Source organism: Diaphorobacter sp. MNS-0 (assembly GCF_019602835.1).
GTDB lineage: Bacteria > Pseudomonadota > Gammaproteobacteria > Burkholderiales > Burkholderiaceae_C > Diaphorobacter > Diaphorobacter nitroreducens.
Genome location: NZ_CP080761.1, coordinates 2,457,941 through 2,476,333, shown reverse-complemented (window position 1 = coordinate 2,476,333; position 18,393 = coordinate 2,457,941). Strand labels below are relative to the sequence as shown.

Annotated in this window: 17 protein-coding genes and 1 tRNA gene; 1 reads left to right on the top strand and 17 read right to left on the bottom strand. The window is 66.8% G+C overall.

The genetic code is table 11. The features are described from left to right. Positions 1–13: 13 nt before the first annotated feature. The 10 genes from K2L43_RS11795 to K2L43_RS11750 all read right to left on the bottom strand — a co-directional run bounded on the left by K2L43_RS11795 (position 14) and on the right by K2L43_RS11750 (position 7,217). Entirely contained in the window at positions 14–439 is a 426-nt protein-coding gene (locus K2L43_RS11795) for a biopolymer transporter ExbD (RefSeq protein WP_220637611.1), read from the bottom strand. A 179-nt stretch (positions 440–618) separates the two neighbouring features. Beyond that, positions 619–1,320, bottom strand: coding sequence for a protein TolQ (gene tolQ / locus K2L43_RS11790; RefSeq protein ID WP_011805927.1), 702 nt, complete (start codon positions 1,318–1,320; stop codon positions 619–621). Beyond that, positions 1,317–1,742: a YbgC/FadM family acyl-CoA thioesterase gene (locus K2L43_RS11785; protein ID WP_011805926.1), complete on the bottom strand. Its 426-nt coding sequence runs from the start codon at positions 1,740–1,742 to the stop codon at positions 1,317–1,319. The genes tolQ and K2L43_RS11785 overlap by 4 nt, the downstream gene beginning before the upstream one ends. Before the next feature lie 19 nt (positions 1,743–1,761). Further along, the gene (locus tag K2L43_RS11780; RefSeq protein WP_220637610.1) at positions 1,762–2,946 is read right to left on the bottom strand and encodes a pyridoxal phosphate-dependent aminotransferase; all 1,185 of its coding nucleotides are present in this window, start codon (positions 2,944–2,946) and stop codon (positions 1,762–1,764) included. Between the two features lie 93 nt (positions 2,947–3,039). Then, positions 3,040–3,573 (bottom strand): transcription antitermination factor NusB, encoded by a 534-nt coding sequence (gene nusB, locus K2L43_RS11775; RefSeq protein WP_011805924.1) that lies wholly within the window; start codon positions 3,571–3,573, stop codon positions 3,040–3,042. Further along, positions 3,570–4,034, bottom strand: coding sequence for a 6,7-dimethyl-8-ribityllumazine synthase (gene ribH / locus K2L43_RS11770; protein WP_011805923.1), 465 nt, complete (start codon positions 4,032–4,034; stop codon positions 3,570–3,572). Before ribH ends, nusB begins: the two co-directional genes overlap by 4 nt. A gap of 3 nt (positions 4,035–4,037) precedes the next feature. After that, entirely contained in the window at positions 4,038–5,159 is a 1,122-nt protein-coding gene (gene ribBA / locus K2L43_RS11765; protein WP_172207265.1) for a bifunctional 3,4-dihydroxy-2-butanone-4-phosphate synthase/GTP cyclohydrolase II, read from the bottom strand. A gap of 258 nt (positions 5,160–5,417) precedes the next feature. Then, the gene (locus K2L43_RS11760) at positions 5,418–5,711 is read right to left on the bottom strand and encodes a 2Fe-2S iron-sulfur cluster binding domain-containing protein (protein ID WP_135148413.1); all 294 of its coding nucleotides are present in this window, start codon (positions 5,709–5,711) and stop codon (positions 5,418–5,420) included. A gap of 81 nt (positions 5,712–5,792) precedes the next feature. Then, positions 5,793–6,707, bottom strand: coding sequence for an SPFH domain-containing protein (locus K2L43_RS11755; protein WP_011805920.1), 915 nt, complete (start codon positions 6,705–6,707; stop codon positions 5,793–5,795). A gap of 78 nt (positions 6,708–6,785) precedes the next feature. Next, complete coding sequence (locus K2L43_RS11750) at positions 6,786–7,217, bottom strand: NfeD family protein (RefSeq protein ID WP_103738433.1); 432 nt, start codon at positions 7,215–7,217, stop codon at positions 6,786–6,788. A 170-nt stretch (positions 7,218–7,387) separates the two neighbouring features. Between K2L43_RS11750 and K2L43_RS11745 the strand changes: the two genes are divergently transcribed. Then, complete coding sequence (locus K2L43_RS11745; protein ID WP_220637609.1) at positions 7,388–9,757, top strand: arginine/lysine/ornithine decarboxylase; 2,370 nt, start codon at positions 7,388–7,390, stop codon at positions 9,755–9,757. A 110-nt stretch (positions 9,758–9,867) separates the two neighbouring features. Here K2L43_RS11745 and K2L43_RS11740 read toward each other — a convergent pair whose 3' ends face one another. The 7 genes from K2L43_RS11740 to K2L43_RS11710 form a co-directional block, all read right to left on the bottom strand. Then, on the bottom strand, positions 9,868–10,848 hold the full coding sequence (locus K2L43_RS11740) for a DNA ligase (protein ID WP_220637608.1): 981 nt from the start codon (positions 10,846–10,848) through the stop codon (positions 9,868–9,870). A gap of 233 nt (positions 10,849–11,081) precedes the next feature. After that, positions 11,082–11,157 (bottom strand) — tRNA-Thr (locus tag K2L43_RS11735). 11 nt (positions 11,158–11,168) lie between these two features. Beyond that, the gene (locus tag K2L43_RS11730; protein ID WP_015913677.1) at positions 11,169–12,188 is read right to left on the bottom strand and encodes a class 1 fructose-bisphosphatase; all 1,020 of its coding nucleotides are present in this window, start codon (positions 12,186–12,188) and stop codon (positions 11,169–11,171) included. Between the two features lie 11 nt (positions 12,189–12,199). Beyond that, positions 12,200–14,899: an aminopeptidase N gene (gene pepN, locus K2L43_RS11725; RefSeq protein WP_220638997.1), complete on the bottom strand. Its 2,700-nt coding sequence runs from the start codon at positions 14,897–14,899 to the stop codon at positions 12,200–12,202. A 48-nt stretch (positions 14,900–14,947) separates the two neighbouring features. Then, positions 14,948–16,052 (bottom strand): peptide chain release factor 2 gene (gene prfB, locus K2L43_RS11720; protein ID WP_103738429.1). Its coding sequence is split into 2 segments (ribosomal slippage): positions 14,948–15,970 and positions 15,972–16,052, totalling 1,104 coding nucleotides; the frame shifts between segments, so codons are not numbered across the junction. 187 nt (positions 16,053–16,239) lie between these two features. Continuing rightward, on the bottom strand, positions 16,240–17,247 hold the full coding sequence (locus K2L43_RS11715; protein ID WP_220637607.1) for a diaminopimelate dehydrogenase: 1,008 nt from the start codon (positions 17,245–17,247) through the stop codon (positions 16,240–16,242). A 208-nt stretch (positions 17,248–17,455) separates the two neighbouring features. Further along, complete coding sequence (locus K2L43_RS11710) at positions 17,456–18,391, bottom strand: alpha/beta fold hydrolase (RefSeq protein ID WP_220637606.1); 936 nt, start codon at positions 18,389–18,391, stop codon at positions 17,456–17,458. Positions 18,392–18,393: the final 2 nt, after the last annotated feature.

Sequence of the window (18,393 nt, the reverse complement as noted above, 5' to 3'; positions counted from 1 at the left end):
GTGAAAGTTCTCGTCAGCCGCCGCTCTTCACCGCCAGGGCGACGCGTGCCACGCCCGCCTGTTGCAGCGCAGACATGGCCTTCATCACCGCGTCGTACGACACGTTCTTGTCGGCGCTGATGAGCACGGGTGTGTCCTCTGGCTGGTCCTTGAGCCAGTTCTTGGCGGTGGCGCCCAGGCTTTGCAGCGGCACGGTGCGTTCGTTGCCGTCGGCCTTGAAGCGGATGCTGCCGTCCTTGTCGACGATGACGTCCGCGCGCGTCTTGGGCACCTTGGCGCCTTTGCCCACGGAAGGCACGTTCACCGAACTGGGCGTGAGCATGGGCGCGGTCACCATGAAGATGATGAGCAGCACCAGCATCACGTCGATGAACGGCACCATGTTGATTTCGTTCATGGAGCGGCGGCGGGTGCCGCTGCGTGAGGCCATGGCAGGCATTTCAGTTCTCCATTGCGCTGAGCAGTGCGCGCTGTGGATAAAACGGACGTGTCCGATGCCAGCAGACGCCGCGCAAGGGCCGTCCCGCCGCGCTGAGCAATCGATCCCCTTTCCCGCAGTGCGTAGCGCTGCGAGAGAAGGGGGAAGCCGCGCAGCGGCTCAGGGGGATGTCCTTCATCTCAATGCCCCGAGGGGGACGCGGGGTGTGCGCCCAGGTTGCGCTGCAGGATGTTGGAGAACTCCTCGATGAAGGTCTCCTGGTGCGTCGCCACGCGGTCGATGTCGCGTGCGAAGCGGTTGTACGCAATCACGGCGGGAATGGCGGCGAACAGGCCGATGGCGGTGGCCACCAGCGCTTCGGCGATGCCGGGCGCCACCGTGGCGAGCGTTACCTGCTCCATGCCGGCGAAACCGGTAAAGGCGTGCATGATCCCCCACACGGTGCCGAACAGGCCCACATAGGGCGACACCGAGGCCACCGAGCCGAGGAACGAGAGGCTGGACTCGATCACGTCCATCTCGCGCTGGAAGCTCGCGCGCATGGCGCGGCGCGCGCCGTCCAGCAGTGTGCCGGGGTCGCTGATGCGGCGTTCCCGCAGCTTTTGGTATTCGCGCATGCCGCTGGCGAAGATGCGCTCCATCGGGCCCGCGCTCTTTGCGTTGTGCGTGGCGCTGGCGTACAGGTCATTCAGGCTGGTGCCCGACCAGAAGTCGCGCTCGAAGTCTTCGTTCAGGGCCTTCACGCGCTTGAGTGCGAACAGCTTGCGGAAGATGGCGGCCCAGCTGGCCACGGAAACCGCGAGCAGCAGCAGCATCACCAGCTGCACCACCCAGCTGGCATTGAGCACCAGGCTCAAGATGGACATGTCTTGGGAATTCATGATGAGGAGAGTCGTTCCAAAAGGGACCCCGGAATGCGTGCAGGGCGCATGGTGGCGGCATCCACCCAGCCAATGCGGATGGTGCCTTCGCACAGCAGTGCGGGGGGAGAGTCGGGGATCATCTGCTCTGGTTTCAAGAGCGCCTGCTGCTCGATTGTGAGCGAAGCGCGGCCCCCTTCGCGCAGGCTGGCGGTAACAATCAGTTCATCGTCCAGGCGGGCGGGGCGCAGGTAGCGCAGGCGTGCGTCGGTTACGACAAACATGCCGCCCGTGAGTTCCCGCAATCGTTGCTGGCCCAGGTCCCGCGAGCGCAGCCACTCGGTGCGCGCGCGCTCGAAGAACTTGAGATAGTTGGCATAGAACACGATGCCGCCGGCATCGGTGTCTTCCCAGTAAATGCGAACGGGCCACTCGAAAGCCATGCTGGCACGCCTGGAGGGGTCAGCCGATCAGGCGCTGCAGGCGCGCCACCGCTTCCTGCAACTGCGCCATGGAGTTGGCCGTGGAAAAGCGCACGAAGCGTTGGGTGTCGGCCGTGCCGAAGTCGCGCCCCGGCGTGATGGCCAGGTGGGCACGGCGCATCAGCTCGTAGGCGAAGTCCCAGCTGCCGGCGACGCCCAGGCGCTCGGCGGCCTGCGTGCAGTCGGCCCAGGCGTAGAAGGCGCCATCGGGCTGCACCGGCACCGTGAGGCCCAGTGCATCGAGTGCGGGGATGAAGTAGTCTCGCCGCGCCTTGAACTCTGCGCGGCGGCGTTCGTACTCGGCGATGCTGTCCGGCTCGAAGCAGGCCAGCGCCGCATGCTGCGACACCGTGCTGGCGCAGATGAACAGGTTCTGTGCCAGACGCTCCACCACGGGCACCATGGCCTCGGGCACCACCATCCAGCCCAGGCGCCAGCCGGTCATGTTGAAGTACTTGCTGAAGCTGTTGATGCTGATGATGTCCTCGCCCAGCGCCAGCGCCGTCTGGCCGAAGGCGTCGTCATACGACAGGCCGAGGTAGATCTCGTCGATGATCGTGAGCCCACCCTTGCCGCGCACCACATCGTGGATGCGGCGCAGTTCGTCCGGCGCAATCGAGGTGCCCGTGGGGTTGGAGGGCGATGCCAGCAGCACGCCGCGTGTCTTGGTACCCCATGCGGCCTCGACCTTGGCGGCGCTGAGCTGGAAGCGCTCCTCGGCCGTGGTGGGGATCAGCACCGCTTTGCCTTCCGCCGCGCTCACGAAGTGGCGGTTGCAGGGGTAGCTGGGGTCGGGCATCAGGACCTCGTCGCCCGCGTCGATCAGCGCCAGGCAGGCCAGCTGCAGCGCGGCCGATGCGCCGGCCGTGACCACGATGCGCCGCGCCGGCACATCGACGCCAAAGCGCTCGGCATACCAGCCGCTGATGCGCTCGCGCAGCGCCTCCAGGCCCAGGGCGTTGGTGTACTGCGTGACCCCACTGCGCACCGCGCGGTCGGCCGCCTCCACCACCAGCGGGGGCGCGGTGAAGTCGGGCTCGCCGATGTTCAGGAAGATCATCGGCTCGCGGGTGCCGGCGACCTCGCGCGCCAGGGCCTGGGCGGCCTTGGCCACTTCCATCACGTAAAAGGGTTCGATGCGCTCGGCGCGGGTGGAAAACTTCATGGCGATGCAACGTGCAGGCACCCGCCGGCTGAGGCCAGCGGCGGGTGCGCTGAGGGAACGAACAATGCGAAGCGGCGCAAGAGGGCGGGGCCTTCAGCCGCGGGCGGCGGCCTTGTCGGCCGCGACCTCGGTGGCGCGCAATTGCGGCGCCAGGCCGTTGAGCACGCCGTTGACGTACTTGTGGCCGTCGGTGCCGCCGAACTCCTTGGCCAGCTCGATGCACTCGTTGATGACCACGCGCCAGGGCACGTCCTGGCAATGTTGGAATTCGTACACGCCGATCCACATCACCGCATGCTCGATGGGCGAGATCTCGCTCATCTTGCGGTCCAGCTGCGGTGCGATCAGCTCGTCCATGTACTGGGCGGTGGTGATGCAGCCGTGCAGGAGCGCGTCGTAGTGCGCAGCGTCGGCCTTGTGAAAGCCCGACAGGTCGCGCGTGAACACGTCGATGGCGGTGGCGTCGTTGCCTCCTACCAGGTGCTGGTAGAGCGCCTGCAGGGCGAACTCGCGCGCGCGGCTGCGGCCCGACTTGGAGCCGGCCTTGCGCGCGCCCGTGCCGGTGGTGCCGGTGCGCGGCTGGCGCGGCGGCCGCGCGGATGGCGTGGGGTGGGTGGAATCGGTCACGACAGCTCCTCCAGCAAGTTGGCCATTTCCACGGCCACGCGGGCCGCGTCCACGCCCTTTTCGGTCTGGCGGGCAAGGGCCTGTTCCAGGTTCTCGGTGGTGATGATGGCGTTGGCGATCGGCACCTGGTAGTCCAGTGCCAGGCGTGTCACGCCCGCGCCGGACTCGTTGGCCACCAGCTCGAAGTGGTAGGTCTCGCCGCGGATGATGCAGCCCAGCGCGATCAGCGCATCGTACTCGTCGCGCTCGGCCATGGCCTGCAGCGCCACGGGCACTTCCAGCGCGCCGGGCACCAGCACGTGGCGGATGTGCTTTTCCTGCACGCCCAGGCGCAGCAGCTCTGCACGGCAGGCCGCGGCGAGGGTGTTGGTGATGTTCTCGTTGAAGCGGGCCTGCACGATGCCGATGTGCAGCTTCTTGCCATCGAGCTTGTCTGCGGTTCCTTTGTCTGCGCCAAACATGTCTTATTCCTTGGGGATGTAGCCGGTGATTTCGAGTCCGTAGCCCACCATGCTGGGCATGCGGCGCGGCTGGCCCATGAGCTGCATCTTGGCCACGCCCACTTCGCGCAGGATCTGGGCGCCCACGCCGTAGGTGCGCAGGTCCATGCGACCGCGCTCGGGCGCCTGGGCGGCGCGGGCCGTGCCTTCGAACTGCTCCAGCAGTTGCTCGGCACTCTCGCCGCAGTTCAGCAGCACGGCCACGCCCTGGCCGTGGAGGTGGATGTATTGCAGGCTGGCGTCCAGGCTCCACGAGTGCATGCCGCGGCCCACTTCCAGCAGGTCCAGCACCGACAAGGGCTCGTGCACGCGCACGGGCACGCTCTCTGCGGCGTCCCACTGGCCCTTGACCAGGGCCAGGTGCACGGCCTGGCTCGGCTCGTCGCGGAAGGCGTGCATCGTGAACTCGCCGAACGCCGTGGTGATCTGGCGCGAAGCCACTTTGTGCACCAGCGACTCGGTGCGGCTGCGGTATTCGATCAGGTCGGCGATCGTGCCGATCTTGATGCCGTGCTCGGCCGCGAACAGCTGCAGGTCCGGCAGGCGGGCCATGGTGCCGTCGTCCTTCATCACCTCGCAGATCACGGAGGAGGGGCTGCAGCCGGCCATGGCGGCCAGGTCGCAGCCGGCCTCGGTGTGGCCGGCGCGCATGAGCACGCCGCCATCCACCGCCTGCAGCGGGAAGATGTGGCCGGGCTGCACCAGGTCGGCAGCCTGGGCGTTGGCGGCCACGGCGGCCTGCACGGTGCGCGCGCGGTCGGCAGCGCTGATGCCGGTGGTCACGCCCTCGGCCGCCTCGATGGAGACGGTGAAGGCGGTGCCCATCTTGGTGCCGTTGCGCGCCACCATGGGCGGCAGGCGCAGGCGCTCGCAGCGTTCGCGCGTGAGGGTCAGGCAGATCAGGCCGCGGCCGAAGCGCGCCATGAAGTTGATGGCCTCGGGCGTGACATGGTCCGCGGCGATCACGAGGTCGCCTTCGTTCTCGCGGTCTTCCTCATCGACGAGGATCACGATGCGGCCGGCGCGCAACTCGGCCACGATGTCCTGGACGGGCGAGATGGGCGCGGGCGTGAGGGGGGTGGTCATGCAGGGCTTTCGGATGGGCCATGCGGGCCGGGGCGGTATGCGTTCCCCGGCGGGCGGGCAACGGGCGTGCCCCCAAAGAACGGCGATGCGGCCCCTGCCGCACGGAGGAGGGACGCGCGGTCCCGAAGCGGCCAATTCTAGTCGCGCCGCCGGGCCGTTGTCCGCGCGCCGCCGCGGTAAGTCTGCCGCAGGTGGGGGCAAGCGGGCCGCAGGTTGCGCTGTCTCAACCGTACCGGTGCGCGGAGCGCGGCACAGGGCTCAGATGGCGGGGGCCTCCAGCTTCACGTCGCCCACGGGATAGGCCACGCAGGGCAGCACGCAGCCCTCGGCCTTTTCTTCTGCCGTCAGGCCCGGCCAGTCGATGGCGTAGCGCACCTCGCCCTCCGCCAGCACGCCGATGCAGGTGCGGCAGGTGCCGTTGCGGCAGGAGCTGGGCCAGTCGATACCGCCTTGCTCCAGCGACAGCAGCAGCGGCTGCTCGGGCCAGGCATCGCACTGGGTGCCGTCGTCGCCCACGCGGGCCGTGAAGAAGGGGGCTACGGGGGAATTCATGCGAAGTTCTAAGCGAAAAGTGGCTCCAGCGCTTGTGGGGCGAGCGCTGGTAGCTATAAAAAGAAGAGTGAAAGCGTTGGGTCAGCTGCGCTGCTGCGTCTGGATCATCTTCATGGCCGAGCTGACGAGTGCGGATACCTCGGTCATGTTGCTGGGCACGATGAGCGTGGTGGTGGCGTCCGCGGCCACCTTGCCATACGCCTCCACGGCCTTTTCGGCGACCTTGAGTTGCACGGCCTGCTCGCCGCCCGGCTGGCGGATGGCGGCGGCAATGCGCTCGATGGCCTGGGCGGTGGCGTCGGCCACGGCGGTGATGGCGGCGGCCTCGCCCTGGGCGTTGTTGATGGCGGCTTGCTTTTCGCCCTCGGAGCGGGCGATGAAGGCCTCACGCTCGCCGGTGGCGATGTTGATCTGTTCCTGGCGGCGGCCTTCCGAAGCGGCAATCAACGCGCGCTTTTCACGCTCGGCGGTGATCTGGGCCTGCATGGCGCGCAGGATCTCGGCGGGTGGCGTCAGGTCCTTGATCTCGTAGCGCAGCACCTTCACGCCCCAATTCAGCGCCGCTTCGTCGATGGCCTGCACCACCTGGGCGTTGATCATGTCGCGCTCTTCGAACGTCTTGTCCAGCTCCAGCTTGCCGATCACGCTGCGCAGCGTGGTCTGGGCCAGCTGCGAGATGGCGGTGATGTAGTTGGACGAACCGTAGCTGGCGCGCATGGGGTCGGTCACCTGAAAGTACAGGATGCCGTCCACCTGCAGTTGGGTGTTGTCCTTGGTGATGCAGACCTGGCTGGGCACGTCCAGGGGGATTTCCTTCAGGCTGTGCTTGTAGGCGATGCGGTCGACGAAGGGGATGATGAACTTCGGCCCCGGCGTGAGCGTGCCGGCGTACTTGCCCAGGCGCTCCTTCACCCAGGCATGCTGCTGCGGCACGATCTTGACGGCGCGCGCGATGAAGATCACCGCGATGACGAAGAGGATGATGGCGATTTCCATGAGGTTTTTCTTTCTGTGCCGCGTGCGGCGGTGAAGGGCAGGGCGGATGGTAGCGAGGCCGCCCCCGGTTCCGGATGACTACAGCGGATCCACCAGCAGGCGGTTGCCCACCAGTTCGGCCACGCGGTGCGGGCCAGTGGCGGGCGTGATGCCCGGGCGGTGGATGGCGGTCCAGCTCGCGCCGCGGTACTTCACGACGGCCGTGCCGTCGGGCTGCCAGGCGTCGATGAACACCGTCTCGCCCACGTCCAGGTTCACGCTGCGGTCGGCCCGCGCGGACGGCTCGCCCGGCCGGCTGCGGCGCCTGACGTAGGCCCCCAGCACGGTGCCGGCCCCGACCAGTGCGCTCACCAGGATCTGCGCCGTGTTGCCCAGGCCCGCGTGGGCCGCGAGTGCGCCGGCCGCCAGGCCCACGGCCAGCATCAGCAGGTAAAAGGTGCCGGTGAGCAGCTCGGCCACCACGGCCACCCCGGCCATGAGCCACCAGAGCGTCGATGCGTCCAGATTCATGTGTGTTTTCTCCTTCCCTCTCTGTCGGGTGCGCGCTGGCGGGCGGCGCGGTGTTGTTTCCAGGTCGATGGATTCTGGGCGAAATGCTGCGGTGTTCATAGGGATAGCACGCATATTCCTTACACTGCGCGCCTCTTTCGTTTTTTTGGCCCGGTCATCGGAGGCAGCGCATGAAATTTCGCTTTCCCATCGTCATCATCGACGAGGACTATCGTTCAGAGAACACCTCCGGCCTGGGGATCCGGGCGCTGGCGCAGGCCATCGAGGCGGAAGGGTTCGAGGTCCTGGGCGTGACCAGCTACGGCGACCTGTCGCAGTTCGCCCAGCAGCAAAGCCGCGCCAGCGCGTTCATCCTGTCGATCGACGACGAGGAATTCACGCTGGGCACGGGCCAGGATCCCATCGTGCACAGCCTGCGCGCCTTCATCGAAGAGGTACGCCGCAAGAACGCCGACGTGCCGATCTACGTGCACGGCGAGACCAAGACCGCGCGCCACCTGCCCAACGACATCCTGCGCGAGCTGCACGGCTTCATCCACATGTTCGAGGACACGCCCGAGTTCGTGGCCAAGCACATCATCCGCGAGGCCAAGAGCTACCTGGAGGGCGTGCAGCCGCCATTCTTCAAGGCGCTGCTGGATTACGCGGAAGACGGCTCCTACAGCTGGCACTGCCCGGGCCACTCGGGCGGCGTGGCGTTCCTCAAGAGCCCCGTGGGCCAGATGTACCACCAGTTCTATGGTGAGAACATGCTGCGCGCGGACGTCTGCAATGCCGTGGAAGAACTGGGCCAGCTGCTGGACCACAACGGCGCCATCGGCGAGAGCGAGCGCAACGCCGCGCGCATCTTCAACGCCGACCACTGCTTCTTCGTGACCAACGGCACGTCCACGTCCAACAAGATGGTGTGGCACCACACCGTGGCGCCGGGCGACGTGGTGGTGGTGGACCGCAACTGCCACAAGTCCATCCTGCACAGCATCATCATGACCGGGGCGATCCCCGTGTTCCTGAAACCCACGCGCAACCACTTCGGCATCATCGGGCCCATTCCGCAAAGCGAATTCGAGCCCGCGACCATCCAGGCGAAGATCAAGGCCAACCCGCTGCTCAAGGGCGTGGACCCCAAGAAGGTCAAGCCGCGCGTGCTGACCCTCACGCAGTCGACCTACGACGGCGTGCTCTACAACACCGAGACCATCAAGGGCATGCTCGACGGCTACGTCGAGAACCTGCACTTCGACGAGGCCTGGTTGCCGCACGCGGCCTTCCACCCGTTCTACGGCAGCTACCACGCCATGGGCAAGAAGCGCGCGCGGCCCAAGCAGTCGGTGGTGTACGCCACGCAGTCCATCCACAAGCTGCTGGCCGGCATCAGCCAGGCCAGCCATGTGCTGGTGCAGGACAGCCAAACGACCAAGCTGGACCGTCACCTGTTCAACGAGGCGTACCTGATGCACACCTCGACCAGCCCGCAGTACAGCATCATCGCCAGCTGCGACGTGGCTGCGGCCATGATGGAGCCGCCCGGCGGCACCGCCCTGGTGGAGGAAAGCCTGGTCGAAGCGCTGGACTTTCGCCGCGCCATGCGCAAGGTGGAGGGCGAGTTCGGCAAGGACGACTGGTGGTTCAAGGTCTGGGGCCCCGACAAGCTCGCCGACGAGGGTGTGGGCCGCGCAGACGACTGGATCATCCGCGGCGACGCCAAGGGCAAGAAGAACGGCCCGAGCAAGTGGCATGGCTTCGGCGCGCTGGCCGACGGCTTCAACATGCTGGACCCGATCAAGTCCACCATCGTCACGCCCGGCCTGAACCTGGACGGTAAGTTCGACAAGACCGGCATTCCGGCCAGCATCGTCACCAAATACCTGTCCGAGCACGGCGTGGTGGTGGAGAAGACGGGCCTGTACTCGTTTTTCATCATGTTCACCATCGGCATCACCAAGGGCCGCTGGAATACGCTGCTGGCCGCGCTGCAGCAGTTCAAGGACGACTACGAGAAAAACCAGCCCATGTGGCGCATCCTTCCCGAGTTCTGCCAGCAGCATAAGCGCTACGAGCGCATGGGCCTGAAGGATCTCTGCCAGCATGTGCACCAGCTGTACGCCAAGTACGACATCGCCCGCCTGACGACCGAGATGTACCTCTCGGACCTCACGCCGGCCATGAAGCCCAGCGACGCCTATGCCCACATCGCGCAGCGCAAGACCGAGCGCGTGGAGATCGACCACCTGGAAGGCCGCATCACCACCAGCCTGATCACGCCGTACCCGCCGGGCATTCCGCTGCTGATTCCCGGCGAGGTGTTCAACAAGAAGATCGTGGACTACCTCAAGTTCTCGCGCGAGTTCTCCAAGCTCTGCCCGGGCTTCGAGACCGACATCCACGGCCTTGTGGAGATCGAGGACGACAACGGCAACGTGCGTTATTACGCCGACTGCGTGGCGCAGGGCACGGGCGGCAGCCGCAAGCCCCGCGCCAACGACCCTGAGTCGCTGGTGCAGGTGGGCAGCGACGGCCCGTTTGGCCGCACCATCTGAAGTGCCGGCAGCGCCTCTCGCAGGAGGGGCGGGCTAAAAAGGGGCGGGCGACCGCCCCTTTTGCTTTTGTTTTGATAGCTGGCAGCGCCTGCTGGGTGTGTGCTAGAGCCTCATTTACCTCTGTTTCTTGCTGGGCCGGGCTCCAGACTGGCCTGCCCGCCGGCAGCGGCTGCGTTGGCCGCGGAGGGCGCGTGGGCGCGCACTCGCCAGAAGCGCGCAAACCGCGGCAAGCCGCTTGCGTGGGTGCCGTTGAAGCGGTAGGTCACCACGGTGCCCACCGGCGGTGGATTGCGCCGCACCGCATCCGGCAGGCCGCTGCCCAAGCGCAGGCGCCGGCCGTCGGGCAGCGCCACCAGCAGCGCGCCGGTCTGGCCCGCGTATTTACCGCGTCCGGGCACGTGCCCTACCACCACGGCTTCCGCGTCCTCGAAGGTCTTGAGCTTGAGCAGATCATCGCTGCGCCCGCCACGGTAGGGCGCGTCGTCTCGGCGCAGCATCAGTCCCTCGGCGCCGGCCTTCTCCAGCCGGTGCAACTGCGTCATCAGTTCCGTGTGGCTGGACACCCGCCACTGCGCGGCAGGCTGGACCCACGGCTGGTCCAGATGGGCCACGGTGCGGCGCAGCAGGGGCAGGCGTTCGCCGAAACCGCCCGGCGCGCGCGGCAGGTCGAACACCATGTACCGCAGCGCGCGCCACCGGGCATCGTCGGGCGTGGCCTGCGCCACGGCCGCCTGCGCGGCGGCAAACTGGCCGCGGCCGGCCCACAGTTCGCCATCCATCGGTACCGGCGGCCAGCCGGCGGTGAACCACGCTGGCGCCCGGATGGGCAGGCCCTGCCGGCTGATCAGTTGCTGACCGGTCCAGAGGGCGCGTACACCGTCGTATTTTTCGCTCACCCAATAGTCCGCGACCATCATGCCCGGGTGGTAATGCTGCGCCAGCGTGGGCGAGTGCGCCGCCGGGTCCGCGGAGGAGGGCGACTCCAGGGCAGCAGCCGGCTGCGCGTTTGCTGCTACTACACAAGCAGCTACGGCCAGTAGCCAGGCCCAGCGTCGGAGGGCCAACAGTGCGAAGTGCGTCGCAAGGAGCATGGCAGGGTCCGGATTCAGGAACTCTGGATTGTCGGCGATGCAAAAAATATAGCGGTCAGCGCTTGCTGGATGCTCGCTAGAGGTCGAAGGGGTCTTTAAGTCGGCTTTGCGCTGCGGAGGGTGAATGGCAGAGAAGCCGCAACGGATGGTCCAACTCTCCGAGAGCGGCGGACTTCCCATGCACTCCGCCAAAGCAAAAGCCCCTGACTCTTGCAAATCAGGGGCTTTCATTGTGGTGCCGGAGACATGAATCGAACACGCGACCTTCTCATTACGAATGAGCTGCTCTACCGACTGAGCTACTCCGGCGAAGACTCAAATTATATACCGGAGTGGTAACTTGTCACGCGATCGACCTCATTCTTTGAGCCCAGGATCACGCTCACGCGTTCGTGCAACTGGGCGGGCTGGATGTCCAGGATGCGCTGGCGGCCGTTGGTGGCGGCGCCGCCGGCCTGCTCGACCAGCCAGCCCATGGGGTTGGCCTCATACATCAGGCGCAGCTTGCCGGGCTTGTTTGGCTCGCGCTTGTCCCAGGGGTACATGAAGATGCCGCCGCGCATCAGGATGCGGTGCACGTCGGCGACCATGCTGGCGATCCAGCGCATGTTGAAGTCCTTGCCGCGCGGGCCTTCCTTGCCCTGCAGGCATTCGTCGATGTAGCGGCGCACGGGCGCATCCCAGTGGCGCATGTTGCTCATGTTGATCGCGAATTCCTTGGTGTCTTCGGGAATACGGATGTTCTCGCGCGTGAGCACGAAGGAGCCCTGTTCGCGGTCCAGCGTGAACATGGCCACGCCGTCGCCCACGGTGAGTACCAGCGTGGTCTGCGGACCATAGATGCAGTAGCCCGCGGCGACCTGCTGGTGGCCGGGTTGCAAGAAGTCGGCTTCGGTGACGGGTTCGTCGGTGGTGGGATCGTCATGGTGCTTGTGCAGCACCGAGAAGATGGTGCCAATGCTGACGTTGACGTCGATGTTGGACGAACCGTCCAGGGGGTCGAACATCAGCAGGTACTCGCCCTGGGGAAAGCGGTTGGGCACCACATAGATCCCATCCATTTCCTCGGACGCCATCGCAGCCAGATGCCCGCCCCATTCGTTGGCTTCGATCAACACCTCGTTGGCAATGATGTCCAGCTTCTTTTGAACCTCACCCTGAACGTTCTCGGTTCCGGCGGTGCCCATCACGTCGCCGAGATCGCCCTTGTTCACGGCGAAGCTGATGCGCTTGCAGGCGCGCGCAACCACCTCCACCAGCAGGCGCAGCTGCGGGGGGATGCGGCCATGGACGCGCTGCTGCTCGACAAGGTAGCGGGTGAGGCTGATACGTTCGGTCATGGAGGCCTTTCTTAATCGGCAAGGGCGCGGGTGACGACTTCGCGCACGTCGTTGGAGAGGTCGGACTTGGCGGCCACGCGGGAGATGGCTTCGTGGGCGGCCGTGCGGTAAGGCTCGGCGAGCTTCTTCCAGCGGTCCAGCGCACGCGCCAGGCGGGCGGCCACCTGGGGGTTGAGACTGTCCAGCTCCAGCACGCGGTCGGCCCAGAAGACGTAGCCGGCGGCGTCGGTGCGGTGAAAGCCCCCGGGGTTGCCATTGCAGTAACTGAAGATCACGCTGCGCGCGCGGTTGGGGTTCTTGAGCTGGAAGTCCGGGTGCTTCATGAGCTGGCGCACGGCGGGCAGCACGTCGCCGCCACGGTCCGGGGCGCTGGCCTGCAGGGCGAACCACTTGTCGATGACCAGCGCGTCGTCCCTGAAGAGCTGATGGAAGCGTGCCAGCGCGGGCTTGGCAAGCTCGTGGCCGCTGCTGACCAGGGCGGACAGCGCGTTGAAGCGGTCCGTCATGTTGCCTGCGTCCTTGAAGCGCTGGTAGGTCTTGCCGGGCCAGACCGTGTCGCCAATTTGTCGCGCGGCCAGGCACAGCATGGACAGCGCCGTGCCGGCCAGGGCACGCCGGGCGCTGCTGGCGACGTCGGGACGGTAGGCTCCAGTGGCGTGGTGCGTTTCCCAGGCCCAGATCCAGTCCTCGCGTAGCGCGGTAGCCAGCTCCATGCGCAGCGCTTCGCGTACGGCGTGCACGCGCTGCGGATCGACCACGTCGAGCTGCTCGGCGATGTAGCTCTCCGATGGCAGCGTGAGCACCAGGTCCTTGAAGGCAGCGTCCAACTGCGGATGGCGCAGCACGTCGCGCATGGCCTGCACGACCCGGGGATTCAAGAGATTTTGGCCTCCAGCGCTTGCCAGGTCAGCGCTGGCAGCTATTGCATTGATAGCAATGCGCAGCAGCAGGCGCTGGCCGGCCTCCCAGCGGTTGAACGCGTCGGTGTCGTGGGCCAGCAGCGTGAGCAGCTGCGCGTCCGTGTAGTCACATTCCAGAATCACCGGCGCGCTGAAGCCGCGCAGCAGCGAGGGCACGGGTTCGCTCGCCACGTTGACGAAGGTGAGCGTCATGGTGGACTCGGTCAGCACCACGGTGCGGTCGGGCGCGCCGGGTGCGGCCTCGCCCTGCAGTTGCAGCGGCAGCGGTGTGCCGTCCGCACCGACGAGGCCCAGCGCGACGGGGATCACGAAGGGCAGCTTTTCCGGCTGGCCCGGGGTGGGGGGGCAGCTTTGAGAGAGCGTGAGCGTGTAAGTCTGCGCGGCTGCGTCGTAGCTTCCCGCGGCCTTGACGCGCGGTGTGCCTGCCTGCGAATACCAGCGCTTGAACTGGTCCAGGCGCTCGCTCAGTTCGCTGCCAGGGTTGGCGTCGGCAATCGCCTGGGCGAAGTCGTCGCAGGTCACGGCCTGGCCGTCATGGCGTTCGAAGTAGAGCTTCATGCCGTGCGCGAAGCCTTCGCGGCCCACGAGGTTGTGCTGCATGCGCACCACCTCGGCACCCTTTTCGTAGATGGTGACGGTGTAGAAGTTGTTGATCTCGACGTAGCTGTCAGGCCGCACGGGGTGGGCCATGGGGCCGGCGTCTTCGGGGAACTGCACGGTGCGCAGCACGCGCACGTCCTCGATGCGCTTGACGGCGCGCGCGGACGGGCTGCCCGCCATGTCCATGCTGAATTCCTGGTCGCGAAAGACGGTGAGGCCTTCCTTGAGCGACAGCTGGAACCAGTCGCGGCAGGTGACGCGGTTGCCTGTCCAGTTGTGGAAGTACTCGTGGCCCACCACGGACTCGATGTTGGCGAAGTCCACGTCCGTCGCCGTGGCCTGGCTGGCCAGAACGTACTTCGTGTTGAAGATGTTCAGGCCCTTGTTTTCCATGGCGCCCATGTTGAAGTCGCTGGTGGCGACGATCATGAAGCGGTCCAGGTCCAGGCTCAGGCCGAAGCGCGCCTCGTCCCACGCGATGCTGGCCATGAGGGAGTTCATGGCGTGCTCGGTCTTCTCCAGGTCGCCCGGGCGCACGTACACCTGCAGCAGATGCTCGCGCCCCGCGCGGCTCTTGATCTTCTGCTCGCGCGCGACCAGCTTGCCGGCCACCAGGGCGAACAGGTAGCTGGGCTTCTTGTGCGGGTCCACCCACTTGGCGAAGTGGCGGCCGTCTTCCAGCTCGCCGCTTTCCACCAGGTTGCCGTTGGACAGCAGCACGGGGTAGTCGGCCTTGCTGGCGCGCAGCAGCACGCTGTAGCTGGCCATGACGTCGGGGCGGTCCAGGAAGTAGGTGATGCGCCGAAAGCCCTCGGCCTCGCACTGCGTGAAGAAGGTGCCCTGGCTCACGTACAGGCCCGACAGCTGGGTGTTCTTGGCGGGCGCGCAGGTGGTGAAAATCTCCAGCTCGAAGGGCTCGGTGCCCTCGGGCAGGTTTTCCAGCACCAGCTGGCCGCCGTCCAGCTTGAACGAGGTGCCGGCGCCGTTGACCATCACGCGCGCCAGGTTCAGCTCGTCGCCATCCAGGCGCAACGGCTGCGCGGGTACGTCGGCATTGCGGCGCACGCGCAGGCGGCTCAGCACGCGGGTCTTGGCCGGGTCCAGGTCAAAGGTGAGATCCACCGTGTCGATCCAGTACGCGGGGGCCGCGTAGTCGGCACGGTGGATGGCGATGGCTTGTCCTTCTCTCATCATGGCGATGGGCTTTCCAATCTGTGCGGGCGCGTTTGCACGCCCTGTTTAGACACCCTGCTTGAGCGAGGCTTCGATGAACACGTCCAGGTCGCCGTCCAGCACCTTCTGCGTGGCGGAGACTTCGACGTTGGTGCGCAGGTCCTTGATGCGGCTGTTGTCCAGCACGTAGCTGCGGATCTGGTGGCCCCAGCCCACGTCGGTCTTGGTGTCTTCCAGCTTCTGCTGCTCTTCCATGCGCTTGCGCATTTCGAAGTCATACAGGCGCGAGCGCAGGCGCTGCCAGGCCACGTCGCGGTTGCTGTGCTGGCTGCGGCCATCCTGGCACTGCACCACGATCCCCGTGGGAATGTGTGTCAGACGGACGGCCGAATCGGTCTTGTTGATGTGCTGGCCGCCCGCGCCCGAGGCACGGTAGGTGTCGGTGCGCACGTCGGACGGGTTGATGTTGATCTCGATGGAGTCATCGATCTCGGGGTAGACGAACAGCGAGGCGAACGATGTGTGGCGCCCGCCCGACGAGTCGAACGGCGACTTGCGCACCAGGCGGTGCACGCCGGTCTCGGTGCGCAGCAGGCCGTAGGCGTACTCGCCCTCGATCTTGATCGTGGCGCTCTTGATGCCGGCCACGTCGCCCGGAGTTTCTTCTTCCACCGTGGCCTTGAAGCCCTTGCGCTCGGCGTACTTCAGGTACTGGCGCAGCAGCATGCTGGCCCAGTCGCAGGCCTCGGTGCCGCCGGCGCCGGCCTGGATGTCCACGAAGCAGTTCAGCGGGTCGGCCTCATTGCTGAACATGCGGCGGAATTCCAGCTCCTCGATGAGCGGGCGCAGCTTCTCGGCCTCGGCCTCGATGGTCGTCAGGCCCGCCTCGTCGCCTTCTTCCTTGCTCATTTCGTAGAGCTCGACGTTGTCGGCCAGCTCGGTGGTGAGCTTTTGCAGCGTCAGCACCACGGCGTCGAGCGACTTCTTTTCCTTGCCGAGCTCCTGGGCCTTCTTGGGGTCGTTCCAGACAGCCGGGTCTTCTAGCGATGCGTTGACGGTGCGCAGGCGTTCGAACTTGGCATCGTAGTCAAAGATACCTCCGTAGCTCTTGGGTCCGCTCGGTCAGGTCTTCGAGGGTGGTGCCGATGAGGTTGATGCGTTCTGCTTCCATGGTGCGGGTGTCCTGGTGGTGTCTTGTGAATAACGCGCGATTTTCTCATGGCGGGCTGATGCCCCCGCTAACGCACGCTGCAGCGCCGGGAACCGGCTGGGGTTATATGTGATTGCTATTTTTGCGATAGCTACCTGCGCTTGATGGGCGGGCGCTAGAGGCTGTTTTGGCCTGATGCCCGCGGGGCTTACAGGAACTGCTCGTGCAGTTCCGCCGCACCCTTGGCCGACAGCAGGGCGGGCGCCACGTCCAGCACGGTCTTGCAACCGAACTGACCCGCCGCGTGCATGCGGTGCACCGCGCGTGCATAGGCCACCAGCACGCTGGCGGTGAACTCGGGGTTGCTGTCCAGCTGCAGTCGGTATTCGATGACTTGCTTGCTGGGCGCCGAGGTGTTGCCGCTGCGGATCACGAACCCGCCGTGCGGCATGGCGCCATGGTCGCGCGCCAGTTCCTCGGCGCTGATGAACTGCACCGTGGTGTCGTACTGGTCAAAGTAGTGCGGCATGCCGACGATGGCCCGGCGCACCGCGTCAGCGTCGGCACCGTCCTGCAGCACCACGAAGCACTCGCGCCGGTGCTTCTCGCGCGTGGACAGCTCGGGCCGCACGCCGCTGCGCACCTTGTCCACTGCCTCGGGCACGGGGATGGTGTACTGCACGCCACCCGCCACGCCGGGCACGCGGCGCACCGCGTCGGAGTGGCCCTGGCTCAGGCCCTTGCCCCAAAAAGTGTAGGTGGCCCCGTCGGGCAGCAGGGCCTCGCCCATCACGCGGTTGATGGAGAACAGGCCCGGGTCCCAGCCGGCCGAGATCAGTGCGGTGGTCTGGCCGGTCTGGGCCGCGGCGTCCACGGCGGCGAAATGCCCGGGGATGCGCGCATGGGTGTCGAAGCTGTCCACCAGGTTGAAATGCGCGGCCAGCTCGGGGCTTTGCCAGGGCAGGTCGTCCTTGGAACCACCGCACAGCACCAGCACGTCGATAGCGCCCTTGTGGCGCAACAGGCTGTCCATGCCGTGCACCGGAACGCTTGCGCCCAGCGGCTGGAGCTGCGCGGGGTCGCGGCGCGTGAAGATGCCGGCGATCGCCATGTCGGGGTTCTTGGCGATTGCGGCCTCGACGCCGCGCCCCAGATTGCCGTAGCCGACGATGCCGATGCGGGTGGCGGGAGGGTGGGCGTCGCGGTTCTGGTCCATGCGGGGGGGCTACCTTTCGAGGGTTGACAACAAAGCGGCAAAGCGCGGTTGCCCGATTGTCGGCCACGGGCGGCAGCGCCTGCCACGACACCGCGCTGCGCGGCGGGGATATCTGCAGTGGGGCCGCCGCGTGGGCAGCGGCCACGCCCGTTGCATGACGCTCAGGCGAGCGTGGGCAGCGCGAGCGCCGCGTGCGCAAGGCGTCGACTCAGGCTGCGGGCGCCGGCCCGGCCACGAACGCCTCGATCAGCGCCGCCACGGCCTGCGGCTGGTCGTGGTGCAGCATGTGGCCTGCGTCCTCGACCACAGCGTGCCGCACGTCGCGTACCTGGGTCAGGCGCTGGTGGTATTCCTGCAGCGTGTAGCGGCCCTTCCACCACTGGCCCAGGCTGTCGTCGCTGGCATGCACCGAGAGCACCGGCGCAGTGATGGCCTGGTACAGCGCCAGCACCTCGTCCACCCGGTACAGCTGCGGGTTCACGATCTTGTGCGCCGCATCGCCTTGGATGTGCCAGCGGCCCTCGGCATCTTGCGCCGCCCAATGGCGGGCGAGCCATGCGGCCTTGTCCGAGGGCAGGCGCGGGTTGGTCTTCATCAGCCGCAGGGCCACGCCGTCGGCGCTGTCGTAGTGCTTCAGGGCCAGGTCGCCGCGCTCGAACTGGCGGATCTCGTCCATCCACTGCGCCAGCCGCTGGGGGGCCTGCGCCGGCTGGGTGGCGGGCAGGCCGAAGCCCTCCAGGTTCACCAGGCGGCGGATGCGCGATGGCCGCGCGCCGGCATACAGCATGGCCACGTTGCCGCCCATGCTGTGGCCCACCAGGTCCACCGGCTGCTCGCCGGCATAGTGGTCCAGCAGCTGGTCCAGGTCGGCCAGGTAGTCCACGAAGTGGTAGCTGTCGCTCGGTGCGGGCGTGCGCGTGTGGCCGAAGCCGCGCCAGTCCGGCGCGATGATCTGGCGGCCCGCGGCAAAGGCGGCGCTGAACGCGTCCACCACGAACTGGTAGGACGCGCCCACGTCCATCCAGCCATGCAGCAGCACGAGGGGCGGCGCATCGGCGGGGCGCTCGCCCCAGACCCGCACGTGGTAGTGCAGCGTGCGAACGGGAACGGTCTCGGTGCGGCAAGGGCGTTGGGCTTGGTACATGG